The 24242-nt window shown below is 59.0% G+C and carries 25 protein-coding genes and 1 tRNA gene; 9 read left to right on the top strand and 17 right to left on the bottom strand.

The window, feature by feature from the left end; all coding sequences use genetic code 11:
* Positions 1 to 26: 26 nt before the first annotated feature.
* The 7 genes from V7Z56_RS05370 to V7Z56_RS05400 all read right to left on the bottom strand — a co-directional run bounded on the left by V7Z56_RS05370 (position 27) and on the right by V7Z56_RS05400 (position 6737).
* Positions 27 to 1049 carry a TAXI family TRAP transporter solute-binding subunit gene (locus V7Z56_RS05370; protein WP_334128335.1) on the bottom strand — a complete coding sequence of 341 codons (1023 nt, stop codon included), beginning with the start codon at positions 1047 to 1049 and terminating at the stop codon, positions 27 to 29.
* Positions 1050 to 1138: 89 nt separating this feature from the next.
* Positions 1139 to 2134, bottom strand: coding sequence for a response regulator (locus V7Z56_RS05375; RefSeq protein ID WP_334128336.1), 996 nt, complete (start codon positions 2132 to 2134; stop codon positions 1139 to 1141).
* On the bottom strand, positions 2134 to 2508 hold the full coding sequence (locus V7Z56_RS05380; RefSeq protein WP_334128337.1) for a PilZ domain-containing protein: 375 nt from the start codon (positions 2506 to 2508) through the stop codon (positions 2134 to 2136). Before V7Z56_RS05380 ends, V7Z56_RS05375 begins: the two co-directional genes overlap by 1 nt.
* A gap of 140 nt (positions 2509 to 2648) precedes the next feature.
* Positions 2649 to 3311: a hypothetical protein gene (locus tag V7Z56_RS05385; RefSeq protein WP_334128338.1), complete on the bottom strand. Its 663-nt coding sequence runs from the start codon at positions 3309 to 3311 to the stop codon at positions 2649 to 2651.
* A 31-nt stretch (positions 3312 to 3342) separates the two neighbouring features.
* Entirely contained in the window at positions 3343 to 3864 is a 522-nt protein-coding gene (locus V7Z56_RS05390) for a hypothetical protein (protein WP_334128339.1), read from the bottom strand.
* Between the two features lie 126 nt (positions 3865 to 3990).
* Positions 3991 to 4407, bottom strand: coding sequence for a MarR family winged helix-turn-helix transcriptional regulator (locus V7Z56_RS05395; RefSeq protein WP_334128340.1), 417 nt, complete (start codon positions 4405 to 4407; stop codon positions 3991 to 3993).
* 152 nt (positions 4408 to 4559) lie between these two features.
* Positions 4560 to 6737, bottom strand: a complete 2178-nt coding sequence (locus V7Z56_RS05400) for a malate synthase G (RefSeq protein ID WP_334128341.1) — start codon at positions 6735 to 6737, stop codon at positions 4560 to 4562.
* Positions 6738 to 6887: 150 nt separating this feature from the next.
* Between V7Z56_RS05400 and V7Z56_RS05405 the strand changes: the two genes are divergently transcribed.
* Positions 6888 to 7700, top strand: coding sequence for an IclR family transcriptional regulator (locus tag V7Z56_RS05405; RefSeq protein WP_334128342.1), 813 nt, complete (start codon positions 6888 to 6890; stop codon positions 7698 to 7700).
* A 33-nt stretch (positions 7701 to 7733) separates the two neighbouring features.
* Here V7Z56_RS05405 and V7Z56_RS05410 read toward each other — a convergent pair whose 3' ends face one another.
* A complete protein-coding gene (locus tag V7Z56_RS05410) occupies positions 7734 to 8213 on the bottom strand; it encodes an Lrp/AsnC ligand binding domain-containing protein (protein WP_443023760.1) in 480 nt (159 codons plus the stop codon).
* A 208-nt stretch (positions 8214 to 8421) separates the two neighbouring features.
* Here V7Z56_RS05410 and V7Z56_RS05415 point away from each other — a divergent pair, with 208 nt between their 5' ends.
* From V7Z56_RS05415 to V7Z56_RS05430, 4 genes are all read left to right on the top strand, one after another.
* The gene (locus tag V7Z56_RS05415) at positions 8422 to 9666 is read left to right on the top strand and encodes an ABC transporter substrate-binding protein (protein ID WP_334128344.1); all 1245 of its coding nucleotides are present in this window, start codon (positions 8422 to 8424) and stop codon (positions 9664 to 9666) included.
* A 69-nt stretch (positions 9667 to 9735) separates the two neighbouring features.
* The gene (locus V7Z56_RS05420) at positions 9736 to 10590 is read left to right on the top strand and encodes an ABC transporter permease (RefSeq protein WP_334128345.1); all 855 of its coding nucleotides are present in this window, start codon (positions 9736 to 9738) and stop codon (positions 10588 to 10590) included.
* Between the two features lie 4 nt (positions 10591 to 10594).
* Positions 10595 to 11434: an ABC transporter permease gene (locus V7Z56_RS05425; RefSeq protein ID WP_334128346.1), complete on the top strand. Its 840-nt coding sequence runs from the start codon at positions 10595 to 10597 to the stop codon at positions 11432 to 11434.
* A complete protein-coding gene (locus tag V7Z56_RS05430; protein ID WP_334128347.1) occupies positions 11431 to 12471 on the top strand; it encodes an ABC transporter ATP-binding protein in 1041 nt (346 codons plus the stop codon). The genes V7Z56_RS05425 and V7Z56_RS05430 overlap by 4 nt, the downstream gene beginning before the upstream one ends.
* A 65-nt stretch (positions 12472 to 12536) precedes the next feature.
* On the opposite strand, the gene V7Z56_RS05435 is transcribed toward V7Z56_RS05430, so the two are convergent.
* The 9 genes from V7Z56_RS05435 to V7Z56_RS05475 all read right to left on the bottom strand — a co-directional run bounded on the left by V7Z56_RS05435 (position 12537) and on the right by V7Z56_RS05475 (position 21055).
* Positions 12537 to 13640: a branched-chain amino acid ABC transporter substrate-binding protein gene (locus V7Z56_RS05435; protein WP_334128348.1), complete on the bottom strand. Its 1104-nt coding sequence runs from the start codon at positions 13638 to 13640 to the stop codon at positions 12537 to 12539.
* 101 nt (positions 13641 to 13741) lie between these two features.
* Complete coding sequence (locus V7Z56_RS05440) at positions 13742 to 14098, bottom strand: DUF6867 family protein (protein ID WP_443023761.1); 357 nt, start codon at positions 14096 to 14098, stop codon at positions 13742 to 13744.
* Positions 14095 to 14823: an ABC transporter ATP-binding protein gene (locus V7Z56_RS05445; RefSeq protein WP_334128350.1), complete on the bottom strand. Its 729-nt coding sequence runs from the start codon at positions 14821 to 14823 to the stop codon at positions 14095 to 14097. Before V7Z56_RS05445 ends, V7Z56_RS05440 begins: the two co-directional genes overlap by 4 nt.
* Positions 14820 to 15686: an ABC transporter ATP-binding protein gene (locus tag V7Z56_RS05450; RefSeq protein ID WP_334128351.1), complete on the bottom strand. Its 867-nt coding sequence runs from the start codon at positions 15684 to 15686 to the stop codon at positions 14820 to 14822. The genes V7Z56_RS05445 and V7Z56_RS05450 overlap by 4 nt, the downstream gene beginning before the upstream one ends.
* Positions 15686 to 17023: a high-affinity branched-chain amino acid ABC transporter permease LivM gene (livM, locus tag V7Z56_RS05455; RefSeq protein WP_334128352.1), complete on the bottom strand. Its 1338-nt coding sequence runs from the start codon at positions 17021 to 17023 to the stop codon at positions 15686 to 15688. Before livM ends, V7Z56_RS05450 begins: the two co-directional genes overlap by 1 nt.
* Positions 17023 to 17952, bottom strand: coding sequence for an ABC transporter permease subunit (locus V7Z56_RS05460; protein WP_334128353.1), 930 nt, complete (start codon positions 17950 to 17952; stop codon positions 17023 to 17025). Before V7Z56_RS05460 ends, livM begins: the two co-directional genes overlap by 1 nt.
* A 353-nt stretch (positions 17953 to 18305) precedes the next feature.
* Entirely contained in the window at positions 18306 to 19316 is a 1011-nt protein-coding gene (gene cydB, locus V7Z56_RS05465; RefSeq protein ID WP_334128354.1) for a cytochrome d ubiquinol oxidase subunit II, read from the bottom strand.
* A gap of 16 nt (positions 19317 to 19332) precedes the next feature.
* A complete protein-coding gene (locus tag V7Z56_RS05470; RefSeq protein ID WP_334128355.1) occupies positions 19333 to 20730 on the bottom strand; it encodes a cytochrome ubiquinol oxidase subunit I in 1398 nt (465 codons plus the stop codon).
* Positions 20731 to 20965: 235 nt separating this feature from the next.
* Positions 20966 to 21055, bottom strand: a tRNA-Ser gene (locus V7Z56_RS05475).
* A gap of 239 nt (positions 21056 to 21294) precedes the next feature.
* On the opposite strand from V7Z56_RS05475, the gene rplU reads away from it, so the two are divergent.
* The 4 genes from rplU (at position 21295) to proB (ending at position 24241) form a co-directional block, all read left to right on the top strand.
* Positions 21295 to 21663, top strand: a complete 369-nt coding sequence (rplU, locus tag V7Z56_RS05480) for a 50S ribosomal protein L21 (protein WP_334128356.1) — start codon at positions 21295 to 21297, stop codon at positions 21661 to 21663.
* Positions 21664 to 21668: 5 nt separating this feature from the next.
* Positions 21669 to 21926 carry a 50S ribosomal protein L27 gene (rpmA, locus tag V7Z56_RS05485; protein WP_334128357.1) on the top strand — a complete coding sequence of 86 codons (258 nt, stop codon included), beginning with the start codon at positions 21669 to 21671 and terminating at the stop codon, positions 21924 to 21926.
* Between the two features lie 117 nt (positions 21927 to 22043).
* Positions 22044 to 23108, top strand: coding sequence for a GTPase ObgE (gene obgE, locus V7Z56_RS05490; protein ID WP_334128358.1), 1065 nt, complete (start codon positions 22044 to 22046; stop codon positions 23106 to 23108).
* Positions 23096 to 24241, top strand: coding sequence for a glutamate 5-kinase (gene proB / locus V7Z56_RS05495; RefSeq protein WP_334128359.1), 1146 nt, complete (start codon positions 23096 to 23098; stop codon positions 24239 to 24241). The genes obgE and proB overlap by 13 nt, the downstream gene beginning before the upstream one ends.
* Position 24242 lies beyond the last annotated feature (1 nt).

The following is a 24242-nucleotide window of genomic DNA, read 5'->3' on the forward strand; positions in this document are numbered from 1 at the left end:
GCTCGATATGGCGCGAAATCGCCCCGTCAGTCGTCGAGCAGGCCGATCTGCTTGTAATAAAGCGCCGCGCCCGGATGCAGCGGCACCGTCACGCCTTTCAGCGCCGTCTCGATGTGAATGAGCAGCCCCTTCACATGCCCGCTGTCGAGCAGATGTCTATTCTTCGGGTTCCAGAGCGCCTTGGTCAATTCATAGACCAGCTCATCCGTCGAATTTTCACTGACGATCCACTGCGTATTGACGGCGAGGGTCGGGGTGACGTCGATATCCTTATAGGCCCCTTCGGGAATCCGCGAGCGCGTATAATAGCCGGTCTTTTCGATAAGCTTTTCGGCGACTTTGCCATCGATGGGGACAAGGTCGACAATGTCAAGATCGGCGAGTTCCGTGACAGCGGTAACGGGATAGCCGGCAACGAGGAAAAACGCATCAAGCTCGCCGCCGAGCATCATGCTGACCGCCTTGTTGGGGTTCGCCATCACGGCCTTGATATCCTTCAGCCGCAGCCCGTATGCGTTGAGAATTTCAATGGCATTGACCCGCGTGCCCGAGCGTTCCCCGTCGATGGACACCCTCTTCCCCTTGAGATCGGCAACGCTCTTGATCCCGGCGCCCTTGCGGACAACAAGATGGATATCCTCTGGATAGAGATTGGCGATGACGCGGATATTTTGGATCGGCTTCTGCTTTGCATAGATGCCCGTGCCGTTATAGGCAGCGGCGACAATATCCGATTGCGCGAGCGCCGTCTCAAAAATCCCTTTCGAGACGCCGTTGATGTTGTCGACGGAGCCATGCGTTGTGACCGCGGTCGCGACGAGCCCTGGAACGCCGCAGGATCCGCCACTCTCGCACCTGCCGCTTCCGGGCGGACTTGAAATGACGGACGCGATCAGGGTGCCGATGGGATAATAGGTTCCCGCCGCCGACCCCGTTCCGATGCGCAGGAAAGCGATTCCTTGCGCCCCGACAACGCCAAGCATAACAATTGTTGCGACAGTGACAGCAAGCAGCAGGAAGGCTAATTTTCTTGCACGCACAAAAGACACCTTCACTCCCTCCTTTTGCCTGCCCGGCCTTTTTCTTAATAGTAGTCGTTAAATATCCGGAGCAAAGCCGAAACTGCAAAAATTGACATTCAAGCTACCGTGAGGCTGCGGCTTTGGGAACCGCGCCGCTGGGATGCCGGCGGCAAGGCGGCGCCCGTTTCGCGAAGGCGCGCCGCAACGTCTCGAATATCAAACACCAGGCCGGCGGAGCCATGCAGTTCCTGGCAGCCGCGATGGATGGCGTAGGGAAGCTGCGTGACCAGTTCCTGATCCTTGCTGCTGAGCGGCCCTTTTTCCACAAAGAGGCGGATCAGCAAGCCGTCCAGCGCCTCGCAAAGCGAGAGGATATGTTCATAACGCGACCCCTTGACCGCCTCCATCAGCGCCAGATTTCGCGTCCGCATCACGGTGACCACCTCCTTGCGCTCACTCGTCGATCCGCTCATCTCGGAGAGCAGGATAACGGCAGAGGAAAGCCGCATGACCTGTTCGGAGTAGATGGCTATTTTCCGCTCATTGACTGCATTGAGGGCAAGCCTGATCGCTTCAGGCGTGGCGGCAAGCTCGGGCATATCCTCGACCTTCGCCCGCAGCGAATTCGGCACGATCAGCGTTGGCGCGGTTGACGGCTTGCTGATGGAAGCGCGCCGGTCGGGTCCGATATAGTCCGCGGTCACGATAAACGGTTTGCGGGCGTTTACGAGATGACGAAGCCGCGCGAATATCTGGGCCCGCGACATCGGGCGGAGGATCAGATCATCCGCCCCTGCATTGATGACGTCGCGAACAACCTCCGGCCCGGTATTCCAGATGGAAAGGACGACGTTGACGAACGGGTCCTGCCCGACTTTACTATGCCGGAGATCACGGATGATATGCTGGGTATCGGCCTTAGAGCTTGCCGTTTCGGCAAGGACGAGGTCAAAGCTTTCCTCTTCGAGCTTGCGGACAAAGTCGGCTTCATCACCGGCGGCGATCACCGCGCCGAAGCCGATGTTCAAAAGCGCGCTTCTGATACTTTGCCGCATGGATGGTTCCGGGTCGAAAAGCAGAACCGTTGCGGGCCGGAACCGCGGATCAGCCATCAGGGTAGCCGGCTGTCGAAACCGGGGAGAAGCTCCTTGAGTCGCGCATGGATCCGCTTCGGATCCTCCGAGAATTGCAGACCGATCTTGTTGCCGCGCCGCCAGACGACATCGCAGCGGACAATGCCGAGTTGCGATGATTGCAACAGAAGGTTGTTTTTCTCAAAGAACAGCCCGTCCACATCGAGACGCGCACCGTTCGCCGAGATATCCCGTATGGTACCGCTGACTTCGCGTTCCTCCTCATGGATGCAGGCGTTGCCGCTTTCCGCGCGAATAGTCGCCAGCCATTCCACATCCACTCGCTGATAGCGGCGGTCCGCCGCAGAGCCTTCTAATCTGTAATCGTCTTCGAAATTAAGTGCTCTCAACATTCTCTTGATATCATTTGCAATAATCATTTTCGCCCTCTATCTCAGATGGCCCTTTTCCGCTCACTTGCAACACCTATTGCAAACCATAGGTTGAGCTAATCAGGAATCTCTTAAGAATTCGCGAATAAATAGAACAAATCTTACCAATCGCGACAGCGGGCATGGATCTCGGCATAGGATTGCGGCGTATCTATGATATCGTTTTCCCGGAGCCGAACCGCGTTGAACTCATTGAGAAGCGCTTCGAGCTCAAAGCGCAGCCGGTTGCCTATGGACTGGCCTGCGCGCTTGATATCGGTATGGTAGAATGGGCGGATCGCGGCGGCGCGCTCCGCAAGGTCCTTTTCGATTTTCGGAATATAGTCGCGGACAAGACGCTCGTTGATCCTGACATGTTCCATTTCATGCTCGAGGATGACGTTGTAGGCGCAGCTTCCCGGCCGGTATTTCCGCGCCACGTAAACATCGGTCGAGCGCGCCCCGAAAGTGAATTTCACGCGCTCAAGCCGGACGCATAACCGCCCGTCGCTTTCCTTCCGGTATCGCGTCTCGATCGCAATGCTCGGCCCGGTGAACGCATAGGTGAGACCCAGCAGACTGGCGCGGCGAAGCGAGCGGGAGTAGCCACTCTCCCGGGCGATTATTGCGATCTGGTCGGATGACTTGCTGTTGTCAATGCGGGGCGGCGCCATAATTCCTTCGACGTCCACGGCGGGCCGCACCCAGAAGGCGCCGCAGTCAGCATCCCTTTCTCCCGCTGCGGCCGGCATGGCGAGGAGGATGAGGCAAAGGGCGAAAAGCAAGATGCAGCATCGCGCGGCCCTCATTGGGCGGCTAGTCGAAGAGCGCATTGATCGCCTCCTCGCCGAACGCCGTCTCACTATCCGCTTCTGCCCGAGGCGGCGCCTTGTCCGGCGAATAGCCATTGATAATGGCGCCGGCCCGGTCAATCAGATGACGAATGGCGCGGCACTGCTCCGTGATTCTCTCCTCTGTAGCTTCGCGCCTTTGCGCCGCCGCTGCGGAAAAATGCCGCTGCAACGCCCGTATTTCGGTATCGAGGCCGCGTGTAATCTCATCGAAGGGGGCACGATATTCCGGCGGCGACAATGGATATGCGGCAATGGCAAGATCGCGATCGGCAAGACTGCTCTGGCGGAAATGATCGACATAGCAACGGGGTTGCCAGCCCAGGAAATCCTCCAGCATCTCGGGGACGTCGGTCACCATTTCAGCCAGCATCAATGCTTCATTGAAATGGTTCAGATAGTCGGTCGCGAGAAGCGTCCGTTCATTTACGTTGGTATTCCGGGCGCGGATCCGCAAGGCCTTCCGCGCACGTGTCGCACCATCCATCTTGCACCGCATTCCATTTCGCCAGCCGGGCTACGCCGGTCGGCCAAGTATCCCGTGATTTCATTAAGGAAGTGTTTGCGGGGGGTTCTTGGCCCTCTACGCCTGGCTTTGGAGACGAGATGCGCTTCAGATAATATCGTGGAACTTCTTCAGCAGCTCGATCAGCCGCGCGTGATTTTCCGCGCCAAGCCCGGCAATCACCTTCGCCTCTATCGCCCGCACCTTTTCTTCCAGCGCGGCAAGCTCGCACTCCCCTTTCTTGGTGAGGCTAACCGCGTAGGCCCGCTTGTCGCCCTCGACCGGCTCGCGCCGGATCAGGCCCTGCTTTTCAAACTTGTTGAGGACGGGGACAAGCGAGGAGCGGTCCAGCCCCGCCGCCTCGGCAATAGCGCTTTGCGTCCGGCCGGGATTTTCCTTGATAATCGCCATGACGGAATATTGCCCGGTCATGAGCTTTTTTCCCGCCGCCGTTGCAAAACTGCTTTGCGCGCGGAGCGTCGCTTTGCGCATATGAAAACCGACGACCCCATCGAGAGTTGTCATTCCCATCGCGGAAGCGGATGGCTTACCGGACTTTATCTTTTCTTCCGACATCTTGCAGCTACCGCCCCTTCGACAAGATAAAACAGACAGACGACGCTATTCGTCTGTCTGTTATAGTCATAGAGACCGCGCAAATACAAGAAAATGCTGGTTTATTGCGCTTTCGCTTCCCGTCGGCGGGCATGCAGGATCGGTTCGGTATAGCCGCTAGGCTGCATGCGTCCCTTGAAAATCAGATCTGAGGCCGCCTTGAAGGCGACCGACGTTTCAAAATTTCCGGCCATCGGCCGGTAGCGCGGATCACCCGCATTCTGCGCATCGACAACCGCCGCCATGCGCGTCAGGGTTTCCATGACCTGCTCTTCCGTGCAGATGCCATGATGCAACCAGTTCGCGATATGCTGGCTGGAAATACGCAGCGTCGCCCGATCCTCCATCAATCCGACGTTGTGGATATCCGGAACCTTGGAACAGCCAACCCCCTGATCGATCCAGCGCACCACATAGCCAAGGATACCTTGCGCGTTGTTATCAAGCTCGGCTGCGATTTCTGCCTCCGAGAGATTGCGCCCTTTAAGAAGCGGCGGCGTCAGGATGCTGTCAAGGCTCACCCGCGGGCGGGAGGCAAGCTCCTTCTGGCGGTCCTTTACCGAGATCTCGTGATAATGCAGCGCATGCAGCGTCGCCGCCGTCGGCGAGGGCACCCAGGCGCAGTTGGCGCCGGCTCGCGGATGGGCAATCTTCGCCGCCATCATCTTCGCCATTTCATCGGGCATCGCCCACATGCCCTTGCCGATCTGGGCGTGGCCGGGGAGCCCGACCTCAAGGCCGATATCGACGTTCCAGTCCTCGTAGGCGGCGATCCACGGCTCGCCCTTCGCATCTTCCTTGCGCATGAAGGGGCCGACTTCCATGCTGGTGTGGATTTCATCACCGGTGCGATCAAGGAAGCCCGTGTTGATGAAAAAGATCCGGTCCTTCACCGCGCGGATGCATTCCTTGAGATTGACGGTGGTGCGCCGCTCCTCATCCATCACGCCGACTTTGAGCGTATTTCGCGGCAGACCGAGGCCATCCTCGACGGCGGCGAACAGATCGTTGGTGAAGGCGACTTCCTCGGGCCCGTGCATCTTCGGCTTGACGATATAGACGCTGCCAGCGCGGCTGTTGCGGTAACGGCTCCGCCCTTTGAGGTCATGCATCGCGGCGGCGGTCGTCATCAGGGCATCGAGGATGCCTTCGGCAATTTCGTTGCCTTGCCCGTCCAGCACGGCGTCCGTCGTCATCAGGTGACCGACGTTGCGGACCAGCAGCAGGCTGCGCCCGTGTAGCGTGAACTCATTTCCGGCCGGATCGCGATAGGGACGGTCGCCGTTCAGGGTGCGCGTAATCGTCTCTCCGCCTTTTTCGAAGCGATCCTCAAGATCGCCCTTCATGAGGCCGAGCCAGTTACGATAGACGAGCGCCTTGTCGGCCGCATCGACCGCCGCCACCGAATCCTCGCAGTCCTGAATGGTGGAGAGAGCGGATTCAAGCACGATATCCTTGACGCCCGCCGGATGATCGCGACCGACGGGATGCGCAGGATCTATTTCGATCTCAATATGGAGGCCGTTTTTCCGCAGAAGGATCGCCCCCTTCGTCGCATCGCCGGTATAGCCTGCGAACTGCGCGGGATCGGCAAGGGTCGTCTCGGACCCGTTGCCAAGCGCGACAACAAGGCCCTTCCGCCCCGCCTCTTCCTTGAGGCGATAGGCCACGACATCCCGATGGCTGCCGGCGGCAAGCGGGACCGCGCGGTCGAGCACGTCAAAGCCATAGTCGATCACTTTCGCGCCGCGCACGGGGTTGTAGCTGCTGCCTTTTTCCGCGCCGTCCGTCTCAGGCAGGATATCGGCGCCATAAAGCGCATCATAGAGGCTGCCCCAGCGCGCATTCGCCGCATTCAGCGCATAGCGCGCGTTCATCACCGGAACGACAAGCTGCGGGCCGGCCACATCGGCGATTTCCGGATCGACATTGCTTGTCGTCACTTTAAACGCCGGCCCTTCGGGAACCAGATAGCCGATCTCTTCAAGAAACGCCCGGTACGCGGCGGCATCGTGCGGTTTGCCCCTCGCAGCAAGGTGCCATGCGTCGATTTTCTCCTGCAGGTCCGCACGCGTCTCCAGAAGGGCGCGATTGCGCGGCGCAAAAGTGGTGACCGTATCGGCGAGAAGTTTCCAGAATTTCTCCGCCGGGATATCAAGCCCCGGCAGCATGTCCTTTTCCACAAGATCGACAATTTCCGGCGCTACCTGAAGCCCGGCTTTCTTAACATATACAGCCATTCAATCTCTCACATTTCGGGAAACAGCAATTCAGCAGGCCTCGGCGCTGCTGGATCAATGCTGCCATATTGACATATGGCGCGTCCGGATTAAATTAAAATGGAATTAATTTCACAATATGGAAATCACGCACGTCAGGATCAGGATGCAATGAAAACTGCCACAAAGAGCAATGCACCGGCGCGCACGGGGCAGGTGCAATCACTGACGCGCGCCCTCTCAATCCTGAATGTGATTGCCGACAATCCGCCCGGCCTTTCGCTGACGGCAATCGCGCGCGCCCTCGGCCTTGCTCCGTCAACGGTTCACCGGCTGCTCACGACACTGCAGGAAGAGCGCTACGTGCAATATGACCGGGACAGCAGCCACTGGCAGATCGCCATGCGCGCGTTCGTTACCGGCAACGGGTTTCTTGTCTCGCGCGATCTTGCAAGCGTTGCCCGCCCCTATATGCGCCGCCTCATGGATTTGAGCGGCGAGACGGTGAACCTCGCCATCCCCGACGGCGGCAAGGCGATTTACCTCGCGCAGGTCGAGAGCCGCGAGATGATGCGCGTGTTCTCAAAACCAGGCAACAGCGTTCCGCTGCATTGCTCCGGCGTCGGCAAGGCGCTGCTGATGGGGATGTCCGACACAGAGATTGAGCGGATTGTCAGCGAACGGGGCCTTGCCAAACTGACCGAGCGCACGATTACGGACGCGGCACGGCTGCGCCAGGAGCTGATCGAGGCGCGCCGCCGCGGCTTTGTCCTCGACGATGAAGAGCATGCCATCGGCCTTCGCTGCGTCGCCGCCCTCATCTATGACGAGCATGCGGAACCTCTCGCCGGGCTTTCCATTTCCGGTCCGGCAGTCCGGATCTCGAAAGAGCGGATGAAAAAACTTGGCGAAATTACCCGCGGCATCGCGCGCGAAATAACCGCCGCGCTCGGCGGCCGGCTACCCGACGGCGCGGCGCCATGAATGGCTGCGCATTTCTCACGAACGGGCCGGCCTTCACGCTCCCTGCGGCTTCAAAAGGCCGCTAAGCGGGAGGGTCACCTCGTCCTTGACCACTTCCATGACAACGTAAGTGTGGGTCTGCTGCACGTGCGGCAGGCGGGAAATCCTGGTGCCGAGCAATTCCCGATAGGCCGCAATATCGCGCGTGCGCACTTTAAGAAGATAGTCAAAACCCCCCGCCATCATCATGCAGGACTGAATCTCCGGGACATCCTGAACGGCGGCGTTGAAGGCTTCGAGATCCGCCGCGGTGGTGCGTTCAAGCTGAACCTGCACCATCACCACATGCCCGGCGTCGATTGTCGCGGGATCGAGCGCGGCGAAATAGCCCCGGATCACGCCCGCTTTCTCGAGCCGCCTGACCCGCTCCGCACAGGGCGTCTTCGTCAGATGTACGCGCCTTGAAAGCTCGACCATGGAAATACGGCCGTTTTCCTGAATCTCCCGCAAAATGCGGAAATCTGTTCTATCCAACCCATGATCGACCATCCCAATTTCCTACCCTGAGCCCTATCGGAAGTTTCCGTCATCTAACCAAATTGCCGCAATCTTGCCCAGAAAATTCTAGTGTGGCGAATATATCTTCCGGGAATATGCGCGACATGAAATAGGTGCGGACGGGCCGGTAAGTTTTCGTTAGGATGATCCTGACGTCAATCGCCCTACCGACAGGATCCGAGATATGATGAGCCGTCGCTTCAGCGTCCCCTTTGGTCAGTTCTTTCACCTGCTGCTGATGACAGGTGCGCTGATATTATCACCTCTCGCGGCGCATGCCGGAGAGCCGGACTATGCAAGCTGGGATGATGTTGTCGCAGCGGCGAAAGGCGGCACGGTCAATTGGTTCATGTGGGGCGGCGCGGACAATATAAACGCCTATGTATCCGGATTTGTCGGGGCGGAGCTTAAGAAAAGATACGATATTACGCTCAATCGCATCGGCGTCAGCGATACCGCGGAAGCGGTTACTCTGGTGCTTGGCGAGAAGCAGGCGGGACGCGACCGGGACGGGTCGGTGGACATGATTTGGATCAATGGCGGCAATTTCCGCACCATGCGTGAGGGCGATCTGCTTTTTTGCGGTTACACCGATCTTTTGCCTAACAACCCGCTGATCGACTGGGATGATCCGTCCGTTGCCAATGATTTCGGCCTCCCCGTCAACGGCTGCGAAGTGCCGTGGAACCGGACGCAGTTTGCCTTCGCCTATGACAGCGCACGAACGACAAATCCGCCGCAAAGCATTGCCGCCCTGATCGACTGGGTGAAAGAGAACCCCGGGGAGTTCACTTATCCCGCCGCCAGTGACTTCAACGGCAGCGTTTTTATCCGCCATGTCTTTTATCATGCGGCGGGCGGGCCGGAAAAACTGCTCGGTGATTTCGACCAGGCGATCTTCGATGAGGTCGCGCCGAAGGCCTGGGAAATTCTCAACGGGATGAAACCCTATCTCTGGCGGCAGGGGACCACTTATCCGAACTCCATCGCCGCGCTCGCGCAGCTTTTCGCCAATCGCGAAGTCGCGCAATATTTCGACTATGATCCGGCGATCTTTGGCATCAATGTCGAAAATGGCATTTTCCCGGAAACGACCCGCTCCTACGGTCTTGAAGACGGGACCATCGGCAATACCAACTATGTCGCCATTCCCTATAACTCGCCCAACAAGGCGGCCGCGATGGTAACGGCCAATTTCCTGATTTCCTTTGACGCGCAGTATGAAAAGGCGAAAGCCGACGTCTGGGGCGCGGCGCCCGCGATCGACATCGAGCGGCTGGAGAGCGCGGAAAGGGAACGCATCAGCGCCCTGCCCCGCAATCCCGCCGTTGTCGCGCCGGAAATACTGGCGCGACATACGCTTCCCGAACTTCATCCCGACTGGATCAGCGCCATCGAAAAAGGCTGGCAGGAAAATGTTGCGAGATAGAATTGCCGCCTGCCCTGAGCTACCCTTTCCATACGGGCGAAAATTCGCCGGTTCGTGAAAGAGCGCGCCGTGGACCGCCTTAAAATATTCCTGATGCTGTCGCCGTCTCTTCTGGTAATTGGCGTCCTCTTTCTCGGCGGGCTTGCCGTTGGCGTCGCCGGCAGCCTTGGCTATATGCCGCTCATCGGCTTCCATGACTGGGGTTTCGATGCCTACCGCGAGATTTTTACCTCCGGGCCGTTTTATCACTCTTTCCTGCTGACGTTTCATATCGCCTTTACTTCAACGCTTCTCGCCTCGCTCCTTGCGATCGGTGCAGCGCTTCTCCTGCGGCAGAGTTTTCGCGGCCGCCGCATCATCCATTTTCTTTTTCAGATGAACCTCACGGTGCCGCATCTCGTCGGCGCCATCGGCATTCTCTATCTCTTCTCCCAGTCGGGCTTTTTCGCACGGCTTGCCTATGAGTTTCAGTTGATCGGACGGCCCGGCGACTTTCCCGCGCTTGTATATGACCCCTTCGCGCTTGGGATCATCCTTCAGTATGTGTGGAAGGAGGTGCCGTTTATCGGCCTGATCCTACTCGCCAATATGCAGACTTTGAGCGAGGATTATGAGGCGGTCGCCCGCTCGCTCGGGGCGAGCCGCTGGCAGAGCTTTCGCCATGTCCTGCTGCCGCTGCTGACGCCGGGCCTGCTCGCCGCCGGCATGATCGTCTTTGCCTTCACCTTCGGCGCCTATGAAATTCCCGCCCTGCTCGGGCAGAATTACCCGGCGGCCCTGCCGGTCCTTGCCTATCAGGCGTTTACCGAGCCCGATCTTGCCGCGCGGCCGACGGCGCTCGCGCTTGCGATGATTATCGCGGGGATGAGTGCGCTGATGATTTTCGGTTATGCGCGACTGACGCGCCACTACATGCGGGCCTGAGGCGATGGGGTCGCTGCGCGTTCAGAATAATCAATCAAAGGGACTTCCGCCTCTCGCCTGGTTGTCTGTCGCACTGCTGGTCTCATGGCTCGTGCTGCCGTTTATCCCGCTCGCGATCTGGTCGGTGAGCCGTAGCTGGTTTTTCCCCGATCTCCTGCCGGGCGCCTACAGCCTGCGTGCCTGGCGCTATGTGATCTCACCCGCATCGGACATGCTCCCGGCAATCGGCGTCACATCGCTTGTTGCGCTTGCCGTCACCTTCCTGTCCGCCCTGATCGGGGTGCCGGCCGGGCGGGCGCTCGGGCTGTACCGGTTTCGCGGCAAGGCTCTTGCCGAGCTTCTGATCCTCGCACCCCTTATTGTCCCCGGTATCGCCGTCGGTCTCGGCCTGCATGTGGTGTTCCTGAAAGCCGGTCTCGCGGGCACGATATCCGGCGTGGTGATCGCGCATCTCATCCCGGCCCTTCCCTACATGGTGCTGGTGATGGCCAGCGTCTTTTCCAACTACAACACAGCGATGGAAGCGCAGGCGCGCAGTCTCGGCGCAAGCAGATTTCAGACATTCCGGCATGTCACACTGCCCCTGATTCTTCCGGGGCTTCTGATCGGTGCCCTCTTCACGTTTCTGGTGTCCTGGAGCCAGTATATTCTGACGCTGCTGATCGGCGGCGGACGGGTTGTGACGCTGCCGCTCCTGCTGTTCAACTTTGCAAGCGCCGGACGCAACGACCTCACCGGCGCGATCGGCATAATCTATATTCTTCCAGGGCTTATATTGCTGGTATTTGTCTCCCGCCGCCTAAGTGGCCGAAATCGTTATCTTCCGGCAGCGGGGCAGATATGACGCAGCTCGAATTGCAAGATGTGAGCAAGATCTATCCGGGCGCGGCGCTCCCCGCCATCGATGGACTTTCCCTCTCCGTTGAGGAGGGCGCCTTGACCGCACTTGTCGGCCCGTCGGCATCGGGAAAATCGACAATCCTCAAAATGATTGCGGGGCTGATCGACCCCACCTCGGGGGATATTCGCCTGAGGGGACGCTCGATCGTCTCTCTCCCGCCCGACAAGCGCGATATCGTTCTCATCTTTCAGGAGCATCTCCTCTTCCCCCATCTCAATGTCGCGGAGAATATCGGGTTTGGTCTGCGCATGCGGCGGCAATCGCGCGCGGAGGTCGCGCGCGCCGTCGATGAGATGATGGATCTCCTTCGCCTAGGCGGCCTTGCGGTGCGCAAGCCGGCAGCGCTTTCCGGCGGACAGCAGCAGCGGGTCGCCCTGGCGCGCGCCCTTGTGCTGCGGCCGAAACTCCTGCTTCTCGATGAGCCTTTTGCCAATCTCGACGCCCCCTTGCGCATCGAGATGCAATCCCTTCTGAAATCGTTACAGCAGAGCACCGGAACGACGATGCTGTTCGTCACCCATGACCAGTCCGAAGCCGTTCGGCTTTGCAATTCCATTGCGCTTCTGATCGACGGGCGGCTGCGTCAGCACGGCCAGCCGGCGGACTTCTATGCCCGCCCGAACGACCGGGTGGTGGCGGAATTTTTCGGTGCGCGGAATTTTATCGCGGGGCATGTAACGGAGGGGCATTTTGACTGCGCCCTCGGCCGGCTGCAACTGCCGATGGATGCGCCGCCGGAGGGCCGCATCCTCACCATCCGGCCGGAAAATATTCTCATTAATACGCCGTCCGCCGCCGGGACCAGCGGGCGCGCGACAATCGACGATGTCGTTTTTCTCGGCGAGAAGGTGATGCTGCGCCTGAGATCCGGAGGGGTTTCGTTCGAGGCCTATGTTTCCCCTTTTTCGGCGCCTGCCCTGACCGTCGGCAGCGAGGTCGCGGTTCACTTCCCGCCCGAGGCGCTTTGGGTCCTTCCCTGACGCGGCGACACAAAAAAAGCCCCGGCAGTTGCAACCGCCGGGGCCAATATCAGTAGGCGCGTGGCTTACTTATAGTCGTACTTGCCGTCTTTCCATTCGTACCAGACATAGCCCGGCAGCGTTACGTCACCGACGTCATCAAACGACAGGTCGCCGAGAACGGTCTTGAAAGTGCCGGTGTTCAGCGCTTCAATCACTTTGTCCTCTTCGATCGACTTTGCCGCCGTCGCCGCCTGCGCCCAGGCCTGAATAGCAGCGTAGGTGTAAAGCACATAGCCTTCCGGCTCGATGCCCTTGGCGCGGAACTTCGCTACCAGCTCATCAACGCCCGGGTTCTTCCGCGGGTCCGGAGAGAAGGTCATCAGTGTGCCTTCACCGGCATCGCCCGTGATCGACCAGTATTCATCCGTGACCAGCGCATCGCCCGAGACGAGTTGCGTGCTCATGCCCTGATCGCGCATCTGGCGGACAATCAGGCCGGCTTCAGTGTGGTAGCCGCCGATATAGGCGATATCGATGCTTTCCTGCTTCATTTTTGAAACCAGCGCGGTGTAGTCCTTTTCACCGGCGGTATAGGCTTCATACATGGTTGCTTCGGCGCCATTCTTTTCCATTGCCGCCTTGGTTTCATCGGCAAGGCCCTTACCATAAGCGGTCTTGTCATGCAGGATGGCAACCTTCTTGCCAGCTTTTGCCTGCTCGGCGAGATATGCGCCGGCAACAATGCCCTGCTGATCGTCACGACCGCAGACGCGATAGACGTTATCGCCGCCTTCGTCGGTCAGCTTCGGGTTGGTGGAAGCCGGTGAGATCATGATGATCCCTTCTTCCGTATAGACGGCAGAGGCCGGAATGGACGAACCGGAGCAGAAATGTCCGGCCATAAACACGACACCTTTCGATGCCATCTGGTTGGCGACAGCGACCGCCTGCTTCGGATCGCAGGCGTCATCGCCGACTTCCAGTGTCAGCATCTCGCCATTGACGCCGCCAGCGGCGTTGATATCGGCCACCGCCTGCTCGGCGCCTGCCTTCATCTGCTGGCCGAAGCTGGCGTACTGGCCGGTCATCGGGCCTGCGGTCGCAATCGCAATATCCGCCCAGGCCGGCGCCGAGGTCATCATCATACCCAGTGATAATGCCGAGGCGGCAAATAGAAACTTTTTCATCTTCTCACTCCCAGTTGATTGAATATTAAACCTACCCTACTCTGGATTTCGCAATCTTATCAATATTTTATTTTTACGCTGATAGCGAATAGCCGGAAATATCATTCTCCTACGACTCTCTTCTCACGCCAGGAGAAAGGTCCCGCCCGCTCATAGAGCCAGCGATATTGTGTCACCATCTGACGCACCCGTGTCAAGCGGTAACCCAACAGCGAAAAGCCGATCAGGACAGCGGCATCGACCACATAATAGTGAACCGACAGCAGCGTGCCCCCAAAGAGCGCATAGTGGAAAAACCGGACGGCGCCGGCGAGCAGCAGCATGTAGAACATGAGTTTGCGGATCCTGTACCAGCTCATCGCGAGGGACCGGCCCGAGAGATAGGCGGCGCCGCCGCCGATAATGACCGTGACGAACAGGAAGGGCAGAAAGCTGTTTTCCCAAAGTATCCCCATCAGTTCCCTCCCCCTTCGAGATAGGCGGCGCGGACTTCTTCACTGGCGAGCAGCTCCTTGCCGGTCCCGCTCATGGTGATCCGGCCGTTGACCATGACATAGCCGCGGTGCGCCAGCCGGAGCGCGTGATAGGCATTCTGCTCAACCAGGAAAACGGTCAGCCCGTCCCTTTCGTTGAGTTCCTTGATCGCTTCGAAAATCTGTTTGACGACCAGCGGCGCGAGACCGAGAGAGGGCTCGTCAAGGAGCAGCAACCGTGGCCGCGCCATCAGCGCCCGCGCGATCGCCAGCATCTGCTGCTCCCCGCCCGAAAGCGTTCCGCCGCGCTGGTCCCGCCGCTCTTTCAGCCGCGGAAACAGCTCGAAGGCCCGATTCAGATCCTCGTCAAAAAATGCCGGATCCGAGGTCATGGCGCCCATGATCAGATTTTCGTAGACCGTCATCCGCGGGAAAATGCGGCGGCCCTCCGGCGACTGGGCAATATTGAGGCGAGTGATCTCATGCGTCGGCATCTTCGTGATCTCGGTTCCGTCAAAAACGATCTCACCGTCCGCCGCTCGCGGATCGCCGCATATGGTCATCATAAGCGTTGATTTGCCGGCGCCGTTGGCCCCGATCAACGTGACGATCTCGCCGCGGTTCACCTCGAGCGTTACGCCCCTGAGCGCCTGGATTTTACCGTAGAAGGTTTCGACCCCCTTCACTTCAAGGAGAGGTTGCGTGGTCATGACGATGTTCCCTCCTCGATCTCTTCAATCTCCTGTTCGACTTCGTCAACCTCCTCGTCGGGAACACCGAGGTAGGCGGCGATAACGCTGACGTCGTTGCGGATTTCCTCCGGCGTTCCGTCAGCGATTTTCTTGCCATAGTCGAGCACGACAATATGATCGGAAATTTCCATCACCACGTTCATGTCATGCTCGATCAAGAGAACGCCCGTGTCCTCTTCATTGCGAATGTACATCAGCAGCTTGTTCAGCTCCTCCGATTCGCGCGGGTTGAGGCCGGCTGCCGGCTCGTCGAGGCAGAGAAGTTTGGGCTTCGTACACATCGCCCGCGCAATTTCCAGCTTGCGCTGCTCCCCATAGGGCAGATCGCCCGCTGCGTCATCGGCGCGGTGCAGAAGGCCCGTATGCTCCATCCAGTATTTGGCCAGCTCCACCGCTTCCTTTTCCGCCCGCTTATAGCTGCCGAGGCCGAGGATGCCGCCGAACGTATAGTTGGAGGCCACCATCAAAGGGTTATGCTGCCCCACCATCAGATTCTCGAGCGCCGTCATCCCTCCAAACAGGCGAATATTCTGAAAGGTGCGGGCGACCCGGGCGTTTTGCGGAATACGGAAATCATCCATCCGTTCCAGAAGGAACTCATCGCCATTCTCATGACGTGCGGTGATACGTCCTTCCGTCGGCTTGTAAAAGCCGGTGATGCAGTTGAAAACGGTCGTCTTGCCGGCGCCGTTGGGGCCGATCAAGGCGGTAATATCGTTCCGCCCCGCCTCGAAGGAGAGATCGTCAACCGCCAGCAGGCCGCCAAAGCGCATGCTGAGATGTTCAACGGTAAGGACCGGGTTATCGGTGACATACGCCATCAGTGACCCTCCCCTTGTGCAACCATATCCGCCGAGACTTTCTTCTTCTCCTTAAGGAAAATCGAGGGCACCCGGCTGGAGATCAACCCGCGCGGGCGCCACACCATGATCATCACCATGGCAAGGCCGAAGATCAGCATGCGATACTGCTCCGCCTCACGGAACAGCTCGAAGCCGCCGATCATGACGACCGAGGCGACGACCACGCCGAGCTGCGAGCCCATGCCGCCCAGCACGACGATCGCCAGGATCAGGGCCGATTCGATGAAGGTGAAGCTCTCCGGCGAGACAAATCCCTGCCGCGTTGCGAAGAAGGACCCGGCGAAGCCCGCGAACATACCGCCGATGGCAAAGGCCGTCAGCTTGACCGAAGTGGTGTTGAGGCCAAGTGAGCGGCAGGCAATCTCATCTTCCCGCAAGGCTTCCCACGCCCGCCCGATCGGCAGCCGCCGCAGCCGGTGTGTCACCACGTTGGTGATCAGCGCGAGCGCGAGGATGAGGAAATAGAGAAAGATCATCCGATGTGACGACGAGAAGGCGAGCCCGAAGGTATCGGCGAACCCGCCTTCACCTCGCGTGAAGGGAATGCCGAAAAAGCTCGGCCGCGGAACGCCGGAGATGCCGTTCGGGCCGCCGGTGAACTGATACCAGTTCAGCAGCACGACGCGAATGATCTCACCGAACGCAAGCGTCACGATCGCAAGGTAATCACCGCGAAGGCGAAGCACCGGAAAGCCGAGAATGATCCCCCAGAACGCCGCGAGAATTCCCGCAAGCGGCAGGCACATCCAGAAGGACAAGCCGAAATACTGCGCGAGCAGCGCATAGGAATAGGCCCCGATCGCATAGAAGGCGACGTAACCAAGATCCAGCAGGCCCGCAAGGCCAACAACAATATTCAGCCCCCAGCCGAGCATGATGTAGGTCAGGATCAGAATACTGAGATCGAGAAAATATCGGTCCGTGGTCGGCAGGAACGGGAAAACCAGCGCCAGCAGAAGCAGGACGGGTCCGGCGAACCGGCCAAATTTCTCCCCGAACGCGCGAAGCGACTTCTTGACCCCGGCCGGCACCGTAACCGCCGCCTGACCGGGCGCCTTGCTCCAGAAGAATATCCACAGCAGCAGCCGCCCGAGGACGACGACAAGGATAACATAGAAGGCTGTGTCGAACCTGTAGCGCAACGAGAGCCCGCCGGCGGCGGAGACCGTTTCAAAGGCAATGGTGGAGCCGAAAATCCCGATCGCAATCAGCGTCGTGAAAAAGAGATCCTTGGCGATTTTCGGAACGTCGAAGCGACGTGCCGCGTGGGGCGCACTGTTTGTGACGACTGCCATCAGACTTTCTCCACCTCGGGTTTGCCCAGCAGCCCCTGAGGCAGGAAGATAAGCACGATCGCCAGCATCGAAAAGGCGGCGACATCCTTATATTCGACCGAGAAATAGGCCGACCAGAAAGTCTCGATCAGCCCGATCACCATGCCGCCGAGCATGGCCCCCGGAATCGATCCGATGCCACCAAGCACGGCGGCGGTGAAGGCCTTGATACCGGCAATAAAGCCGATAAAGAAGTCGATCACGCCGTAATAGAGCAGGAACATCAGGCCGGCGACGGCGGCGAGCGCCGCTCCCATCACGAAGGTCATCGAGATGGTCCTGTCAACATTGATGCCGAGCAGCGAAGCCATCTTGCGATCCTGCTCGCAGGCCCGCTGGGCGCGGCCGAGTGACGTCTTGGCGATCATCAGCGAAAAGATCGTCATCAGTACGACGGTCACCACGATGATGAGGATCTGCATATTGGAGATCTGCACGACGAAATCCCCGCCTTCGCCCGTCATCAGCGTGTATCCGTCCGAGATCAGCGGCTGCAGCGGCTTCACCCGCGCGCCCTGCGTGATCTGGATATAGTTTTGAAGCACAATGGAGATACCGATCGCGGTAATCAGCGGGGCGAGACGGAAAGAGCCACGCAGCGGCCGGTAGGCCATTCGTTCAGTAGTCCAACCGAATATCGAAGCGATCACCATCGCCGAAACCAGCGCCAGTATCAGCGCGAGAAAGATCACCCCTCCGCCTGCGGATATGGTAACGCCGAGCGCTGTCAGGACGATCAGCGCGATAAAGGAGCTCACCATGAAAATGTCACCATGGGCAAAGTTGATCATGCCAATGATGCCGTAAACCATCGTGTAGCCGATTGCGATCAGGCCATAGATGGCCCCCAGCGTGATTCCGTTTATCAGCTGCTGTAAAAAATACTCCATTATGTATGGTCCCTCCCACCGGACTGAATTCCTGCGAAAATACAAAACCCCTTATTATTGTCGTATCTTCGCAAAAGAGTTCATTGCGGGCTCCCGATCAACTCCCTCCTAAAAAGCGGACCGGAAAACCTGCTCGATTACCGTATGACAGAGATTTATTCGACGCAAGAGGGTTTAATATTAATTTGAATCATATCGATGGTATAATGGCTTAGTGTTTACACTCCGGTTACTTGGCAATCCGCGTCACGGCATCAGAATCAACCGGATGATAAAGCCGACAAGTGCTACGCTCGCAACGCCAAGAAGCCAAAGACCGACGAACCAGAGAAGCTGACGGACGCGCGTCGACATCAGTGATAGCCTCCGCCCTTGCTGACCTTGCCGCGGAAAACCCAGTAGCTGTAGGCGGTATAGGCGAGGATCGTCGGGATCAGAATAACCGCCCCGACCAGCAGGAAGGAAAGACTCGCATAGGGCGCCGCCGCCTCCCAGATGGTGATATCGGGCGGCACCATGCGCGGGAAAAAACTGATGCCGATGCCGATATAGCAGAGCAGAAAGATCCCTTGCGCGGCGAAGAAGGGGCGATAGGTATGGCCGCGGCGAAGGCCGGTAAAAAGAAGCGCGGCGCAAATCGCGAGCAGGAAGGGCACCAGCACGCTGAAGATGACGCGGGGGCCATCAAACCAGCGATGAAAATACTCAGGGTCGAGAAAGGGCGTCACAATGCTGACAACCCCGATAAGGGCGAGCGTTGCAATGCCCGCGACGGCGGCAAATTTTCGCATCCGCGCCTGCAATTCTCCCTCGGTCTTCATCACGAGCCATGTCGCACCGAGCAGCGCGTAGCCGATGACGAGGCAGCCGCCCGTCAGCACGGAGAAGGGCGACAGCCAGTCAAGCCGCCCGCCCGCATAGCTCCGATCGACAACATCTATGCCCTCGATCAGCGCGCCAAGGCAGACGCCTTGCGCAAACGCGGCCGTCACCGAGCCGAAAATAAACGACCGATCCCACCAGATTCTGTTGCTCTCACTCACCCGCCAGCGGAATTCGAAGGCGACACCACGGAAAATAAGCCCAAGCAGCATGATGATGAGGGGGATGTAAAGCGCCGGCAGAACGATCGAGTAGGCGAGCGGAAATACGGCCAGCAGGCCGCCGCCTCCCATGACCAGCCAGGTCTCGTTGCCGTCCCAGATCGGCGCAATGGAATTCATCATGTCGTCGCGATGGCCGGTCGCGGCCGGAGCGAAGGGAAAGAGGATCCCTATTCCAAGATCGAAGCCGTCGAGCGCGACATAGGCAAGAATGGCAAAGGCGATAATCGCGGCCCAGATGAGAGGTAAGTCGATGTCCATTCCGCTCCTCCCTTACTCAGTGTTGCTGCGGGTCAAAGGATGATGCCGCAGCGGTGATACCCATAAGGCGCTTCCAGTTTGCCGTTTCCGCATCCTCCGGAACCGACGGCGGCTTGTTCATCAGCCGCAGCATGTAATAGACGCCGGCGCCAAACAGGATGAAATAGACGGCGATGAAGGCAAGCAGGGTCGTTCCGACTTCGGCAGCGACAAGCGGCGATGCGCTCTCCGATGTTCGCAGCAAGCCGTAAACGGTCCAGGGTTGCCGCCCGACCTCCGTGGTGATCCAGCCGCAGAGCACAGCAATGAAGCCGAGCGGGCCTGATGCGACGACCGCCCGGGCGAGCCAGCGATCCTCGTAGAATCGGCGCTGATACCGCCGCAGAAGGCTCCAGCCGCCGATGCAGAGCATGATCAGGCCGGCGCCGACCATGATCCGGAACGACCAGAAGACAAGAAACGTATTGGGCCAGTCTTCTCGCGGAAAGGCCTCGAGCCCCTCAACCTCACCGTCCCAGCTATGGGTAAGGATCAGGGAGCCGAGGCGCGGCACCTCGATCGAATAAAGCGTCTCGGCGCGCTCATTGTCGGGGATACCGAACAGGATGAGCGGCGCGCCGGCGACCGACTTGTAATGTCCCTCAATCGCCGCGATCTTTGCCGGCTGGTGTTCAATCGTATTGAGGCCGTGCATATCGCCCGCAATAATCTGTATCGGCGTCACCAGCGCGGCCATCCACATGGCCATGGAAAACATCAGCCGCGCATTCCGGTCCGCGGCGTTTCTCAAGAGATGTACGGCGCCGACCGCACCGACGACAAAGGCCGTCGTCAGGTAAGCCGCAAGGACCATATGCACCAGGCGATACGGAAAGGACGGATTGAAAATTGCCGCGAACCAGTTATCGGGGGCATATTGTCCAACATCGTTGAGGACATATCCGGCCGGCGTCTGCATCCAGGAATTTCCCGCAAGGATCCAGAAGGCCGAGAAAAGCGTGCCGAGCGCGACCATCACGGTTGCAAAAAAATGCAGCCGTGGTCCCACCTTCTTCTGGCCGAACAGCATGATGCCGAGAAAACCCGATTCCAGAAAAAACGCCGTGAGCACCTCATAACCCATAAGCGGGCCGATGATCGGACCGGCCTTGTCGGAGAAAACCGACCAGTTGGTGCCGATCTGATACGCCATCACGATGCCCGAGACGACGCCCATGGCAAAGGCGACCGCGAAAATCACTTTCCAGTAATTGAAAAGCTCAAGATAGCGGGAATCTTTTTTCCACAGCCACATCCCCTCCAGTACGGCAAGGTAGCTCGCAAGGCCGATGGTGAAGGCCGGAAAAATGATGTGAAAGGAGATCGTGAAGGCGAATTGAAATCGCGCGAGGTCAAGAGCGCTGATATCAAACATGTCGCGTTCCCTTCACGATTTATGAACGATGGCGTTCATTAACATTGTAACATATACGCGGATGACAACTCCGTTTTGCGATAATTTCGCAAGAATCGGAGAAACGATGCGACGCCGCGCCATTGTAAAAGGGGAACTGATCGGCCGCAAAGCAATTTTTGCGGGCAAAGCGCGTCGCCCGTCAGCCCGTCTTGCGAATGGCCGATTTCCTGGTATCGGGGAGGTAACTGAGGAATGGCGGTCGGTGAGAGATTCGAACTCTCGAAGGGCTTGCACCCTTACCGGTTTTCGAGACCGGCGCATTCAACCACTCTGCCAACCGACCGCATATTCAGATCAGGTCTCGGGCCGCCTGAAGCGAGGGCCCGGCACCTGAGCTCTTTCGAAAAACGGCTTGTAGCGCAACGGATTTGGCGACGCAAGGAGAGAATGGGTTAAAAACTTCAAAATGGTCCCGGAATCATGTTGACTTCGCCCGACCCATAGATATATTGCGCCCTTCAATTAAGGTGCGCTGGAAATCGGTTCTGGCGGGCCATTCAACATGTTCGAAACGGATCAGCCATGTTTGCAGTGATCAAAACCGGCGGCAAGCAATATAAGGTCGCCAAAGACGATGTCATCAAGGTGGAACGCCTCGCGGGCGAAGCCGGCGACAGCATCCAGCTGGACCAGGTTCTGGCCATTACCGGCGATGACGGGGCGCTGACAGTCGGCGCGCCGGTCGTCGAAGGCGCCGTTGTTTCTGCAACCCTGCTGGAGCAGGCGCGGGCCGACAAGATCGTTGTCTTCAAAAAGAAGCGTCGCCAGAACTATCGCCGCAAGGCCGGTCACCGTCAGGACCTCACGGTTCTGAGAATCACCGACATTGCCGCGAAGGGCGAGAAGAAAGCTGCGCCGAAGAAGGCCGCAGCCAAGAAAACCGAGGAGTAATCTGAATGGCACATAAGAAAGCTGGCGGTTCATCCCGCAACGGTCGCGACTCGGCCGGTCGCCGCCTGGGCATCAAGAAATACGGTGGCGAGAAGGTTATTCCAGGCAACATCATTGTTCGCCAGCGCGGCACCAAGTGGCACCCGGGCGACAATGTTGGCATAGGCAAGGATCACACCATCTTCGCCGTTACCGAGGGTAATGTAAAATTTACCAGAAAAAGTGGCGGAAAGATCTATGTATCGGTAGAGCAGCAGGCCTGACGCCCGCCGAACACCGCTCAAAGATTTGAAGAAGGGGAATGGTCCGGGCCATTCCCCTTTTTTATTGGCTGGAGCATATTATCTCTTCGCCAATACTTTAGCATTAGGCAGTAAACGATGAAATTTCTCGACCAGGCAAAAGTCTATCTCCGCTCCGGCAACGGCGGTCCCGGCGCGGTGAGCTTCCGGCGCGAAAAATTCATCGAGTTCGGCGGCCCGAACGGCGGTGACGGCGGCCGCGGCGGCTCGGTCATTATCGAATGCGTCGACGGGCTCAACACCCTGATCGACTATCGCTATCAGCAGCATTTCAAGGCGAAGAACGGCGGTCACGGCATGGGGCGGGACCGGACGGGTGCGGCGGCGGCGGACGTGATCCTCAAGGTTCCCGTCGGCACGCAGGTGCTGGAGGAGGACAACGAGACGCTGATTGCCGACTTTACCGAGGTCGGCCAGCGTATGACGCTTTGCCGCGGCGGCGACGGCGGGCGCGGCAACAGCGCCTTCAAGACGGCGACCAACCGCGCGCCCCGGAAATTCGAGCCCGGCTGGCCGGGCGAGGAGCGCTGGGTATGGCTGCGCCTCAAGCTGATTGCCGGTGTCGGGCTTGTCGGCATGCCGAACGCCGGCAAATCGACCCTGCTCAGCGTGACGAGCCGTGCGAAGCCGAAAATCGCCGACTATCCCTTCACCACGCTGGTCCCGCAGCTTGGCGTCGTCGCCGTTGGCGAGCGGGAATTTGTGATGGCCGATATTCCGGGCCTGATCGAGGGCGCATCCGAAGGCGTCGGGCTTGGTCACCGTTTCCTCGGCCATGTCGAGCGGTGCCGCGTGCTTCTGCATCTGATCGACGCGACAGAGCCCGATGTCGTCGCCACTTACAAGACGATCCGGGGCGAGCTCGCGGCCTATGACGCAGATCTCGCGGCGAAACCCGAAGTTGTTGTGCTCAACAAGATGGATTCGGTCAGCGAGGATGAACTTGCCGAAAAAGTGGGTTCGCTGCAAAAAGTCACCGGCCGGCGCGTACATGTGATTTCCGCCGTCATCGGGGAGAATGTCCAGCCCCTCCTCTTCGATCTTTTGAAATATGTCGACAGGGGCAAGGCGGAAGAGCGCGCGGCGGAAGAAGAAGAACAAAGAAAAAAGTCGGGAGCAGAAGCTGAGACATGGCGTCCCTGATCAACAGATTTACCCGCGCAAAACGGGTCGTCGTCAAAATCGGCTCGGCGCTGCTCGTTGACAGCAGCACGGGCAGGCTTCGCCATGCATGGCTGAGCGCGCTTTCCGAGGATATCGCGAAAATGCGCGCGCGCGGCCAGGAAGTGCTGATCGTCTCGAGCGGGTCCATCGCCATGGGTCGCCATGTGCTCGGTCTCAAAAGCGGGCCGCTCCGGCTGGAGGAAAGCCAGGCGGCCGCCGCCGTCGGCCAGATCCAGCTCGCGCACGCCTATCAGGAGATCCTTGCGGTCCATGACATCCGCGTCGCGCAAATCCTGCTCACCCCCGGCGATACCGAGGAGCGTCGCCGCTACCTCAACGCCCGCAGCACCGTGAGCACGCTGCTCGCGCTCGGCGCTCTCCCGGTGGTCAATGAGAATGATACCGTCGCCACCAGCGAAATCCGCTATGGCGATAACGACCGGCTCGCCGCCCGCGTTGCGCAGATGATCTCCGCTGACTGCCTCATCCTGCTGAGCGACATTGATGGCCTCTATACGGCCGATCCGAAAGCCAACCCCGATGCGCGCTTTATCCGCGAGGTGACGACGCTGAACGCGGATATTTTCGGCATGGCCAGCAAGACAAAAACCGATGTTGGCCGGGGCGGCATGGAAACCAAGCTGAAAGCCGCCGAGATCGCCATGGCGGCGGGCTGCAACATGTTCATCACCAGCGGCACGGTGATGCGCCCCCTCACCTCCATGGAGAATGGCGCGAACTTCACCTGCTTCATCGCCCATGACACGCCGCGCTCGGCACGCAAGAAGTGGATCGCGGCGGGGCTCACGTCGAGCGGCCGCCTGACCATCGATGCCGGCGCCGAAAAGGCGCTCCGATCCGGCAAAAGCCTGCTCCCGGCGGGCGTCATGAAGGTGGAAGGTGATTTTCAGCGCGGTGATCTCGTGACCGTGGTCAATAGCGCCGCGTCCGAGCTCGGCCGCGGGCTTGTTGCCTACTCGTCGGAAGACGCGGCGCGGATCATCGGCCATAAAAGTGGTGAGATCGCAGAGATTCTCGGCTATTCTGGCCGCGACGAGATGATCCACCGCGACGAACTTGCTTTGAATCAACGGGAAAAAATCGGAAGTTAAG

The sequence above is a fragment of the Sneathiella sp. genome (assembly GCF_036844445.1).
Lineage (GTDB): Bacteria > Pseudomonadota > Alphaproteobacteria > Sneathiellales > Sneathiellaceae > Sneathiella.

What these genes read in the sequence shown, in the direction of transcription:
- V7Z56_RS05425 (WP_334128346.1), top strand. Translation starts at nt 10,595, where the DNA reads ATGGGGTCGCTGCGCGTTCAGAATAATCAATCAAAGGGACTTCCGCCT.
- V7Z56_RS05450 (WP_334128351.1), bottom strand. Translation starts at nt 15,686, where the DNA reads ATGGCGTATGTCACCGATAACCCGGTCCTTACCGTTGAACATCTCAGC.
- V7Z56_RS05445 (WP_334128350.1), bottom strand. Translation starts at nt 14,823, where the DNA reads ATGACCACGCAACCTCTCCTTGAAGTGAAGGGGGTCGAAACCTTCTAC.
- obgE (WP_334128358.1), top strand. Translation starts at nt 22,044, where the DNA reads ATGAAATTTCTCGACCAGGCAAAAGTCTATCTCCGCTCCGGCAACGGC.
- V7Z56_RS05380 (WP_334128337.1), bottom strand. Translation starts at nt 2,508, where the DNA reads ATGTTGAGAGCACTTAATTTCGAAGACGATTACAGATTAGAAGGCTCT.
- V7Z56_RS05400 (WP_334128341.1), bottom strand. Translation starts at nt 6,737, where the DNA reads ATGGCTGTATATGTTAAGAAAGCCGGGCTTCAGGTAGCGCCGGAAATT.
- livM (WP_334128352.1), bottom strand. Translation starts at nt 17,023, where the DNA reads ATGGCAGTCGTCACAAACAGTGCGCCCCACGCGGCACGTCGCTTCGAC.
- cydB (WP_334128354.1), bottom strand. Translation starts at nt 19,316, where the DNA reads ATGGACATCGACTTACCTCTCATCTGGGCCGCGATTATCGCCTTTGCC.
- V7Z56_RS05430 (WP_334128347.1), top strand. Translation starts at nt 11,431, where the DNA reads ATGACGCAGCTCGAATTGCAAGATGTGAGCAAGATCTATCCGGGCGCG.
- V7Z56_RS05405 (WP_334128342.1), top strand. Translation starts at nt 6,888, where the DNA reads ATGAAAACTGCCACAAAGAGCAATGCACCGGCGCGCACGGGGCAGGTG.
- V7Z56_RS05375 (WP_334128336.1), bottom strand. Translation starts at nt 2,134, where the DNA reads ATGGCTGATCCGCGGTTCCGGCCCGCAACGGTTCTGCTTTTCGACCCG.
- V7Z56_RS05460 (WP_334128353.1), bottom strand. Translation starts at nt 17,952, where the DNA reads ATGGAGTATTTTTTACAGCAGCTGATAAACGGAATCACGCTGGGGGCC.
- V7Z56_RS05390 (WP_334128339.1), bottom strand. Translation starts at nt 3,864, where the DNA reads ATGGATGGTGCGACACGTGCGCGGAAGGCCTTGCGGATCCGCGCCCGG.
- rpmA (WP_334128357.1), top strand. Translation starts at nt 21,669, where the DNA reads ATGGCACATAAGAAAGCTGGCGGTTCATCCCGCAACGGTCGCGACTCG.
- V7Z56_RS05415 (WP_334128344.1), top strand. Translation starts at nt 8,422, where the DNA reads ATGATGAGCCGTCGCTTCAGCGTCCCCTTTGGTCAGTTCTTTCACCTG.
- V7Z56_RS05435 (WP_334128348.1), bottom strand. Translation starts at nt 13,640, where the DNA reads ATGAAAAAGTTTCTATTTGCCGCCTCGGCATTATCACTGGGTATGATG.
- V7Z56_RS05470 (WP_334128355.1), bottom strand. Translation starts at nt 20,730, where the DNA reads ATGTTTGATATCAGCGCTCTTGACCTCGCGCGATTTCAATTCGCCTTC.
- proB (WP_334128359.1), top strand. Translation starts at nt 23,096, where the DNA reads ATGGCGTCCCTGATCAACAGATTTACCCGCGCAAAACGGGTCGTCGTC.
- rplU (WP_334128356.1), top strand. Translation starts at nt 21,295, where the DNA reads ATGTTTGCAGTGATCAAAACCGGCGGCAAGCAATATAAGGTCGCCAAA.
- V7Z56_RS05395 (WP_334128340.1), bottom strand. Translation starts at nt 4,407, where the DNA reads ATGACAACTCTCGATGGGGTCGTCGGTTTTCATATGCGCAAAGCGACG.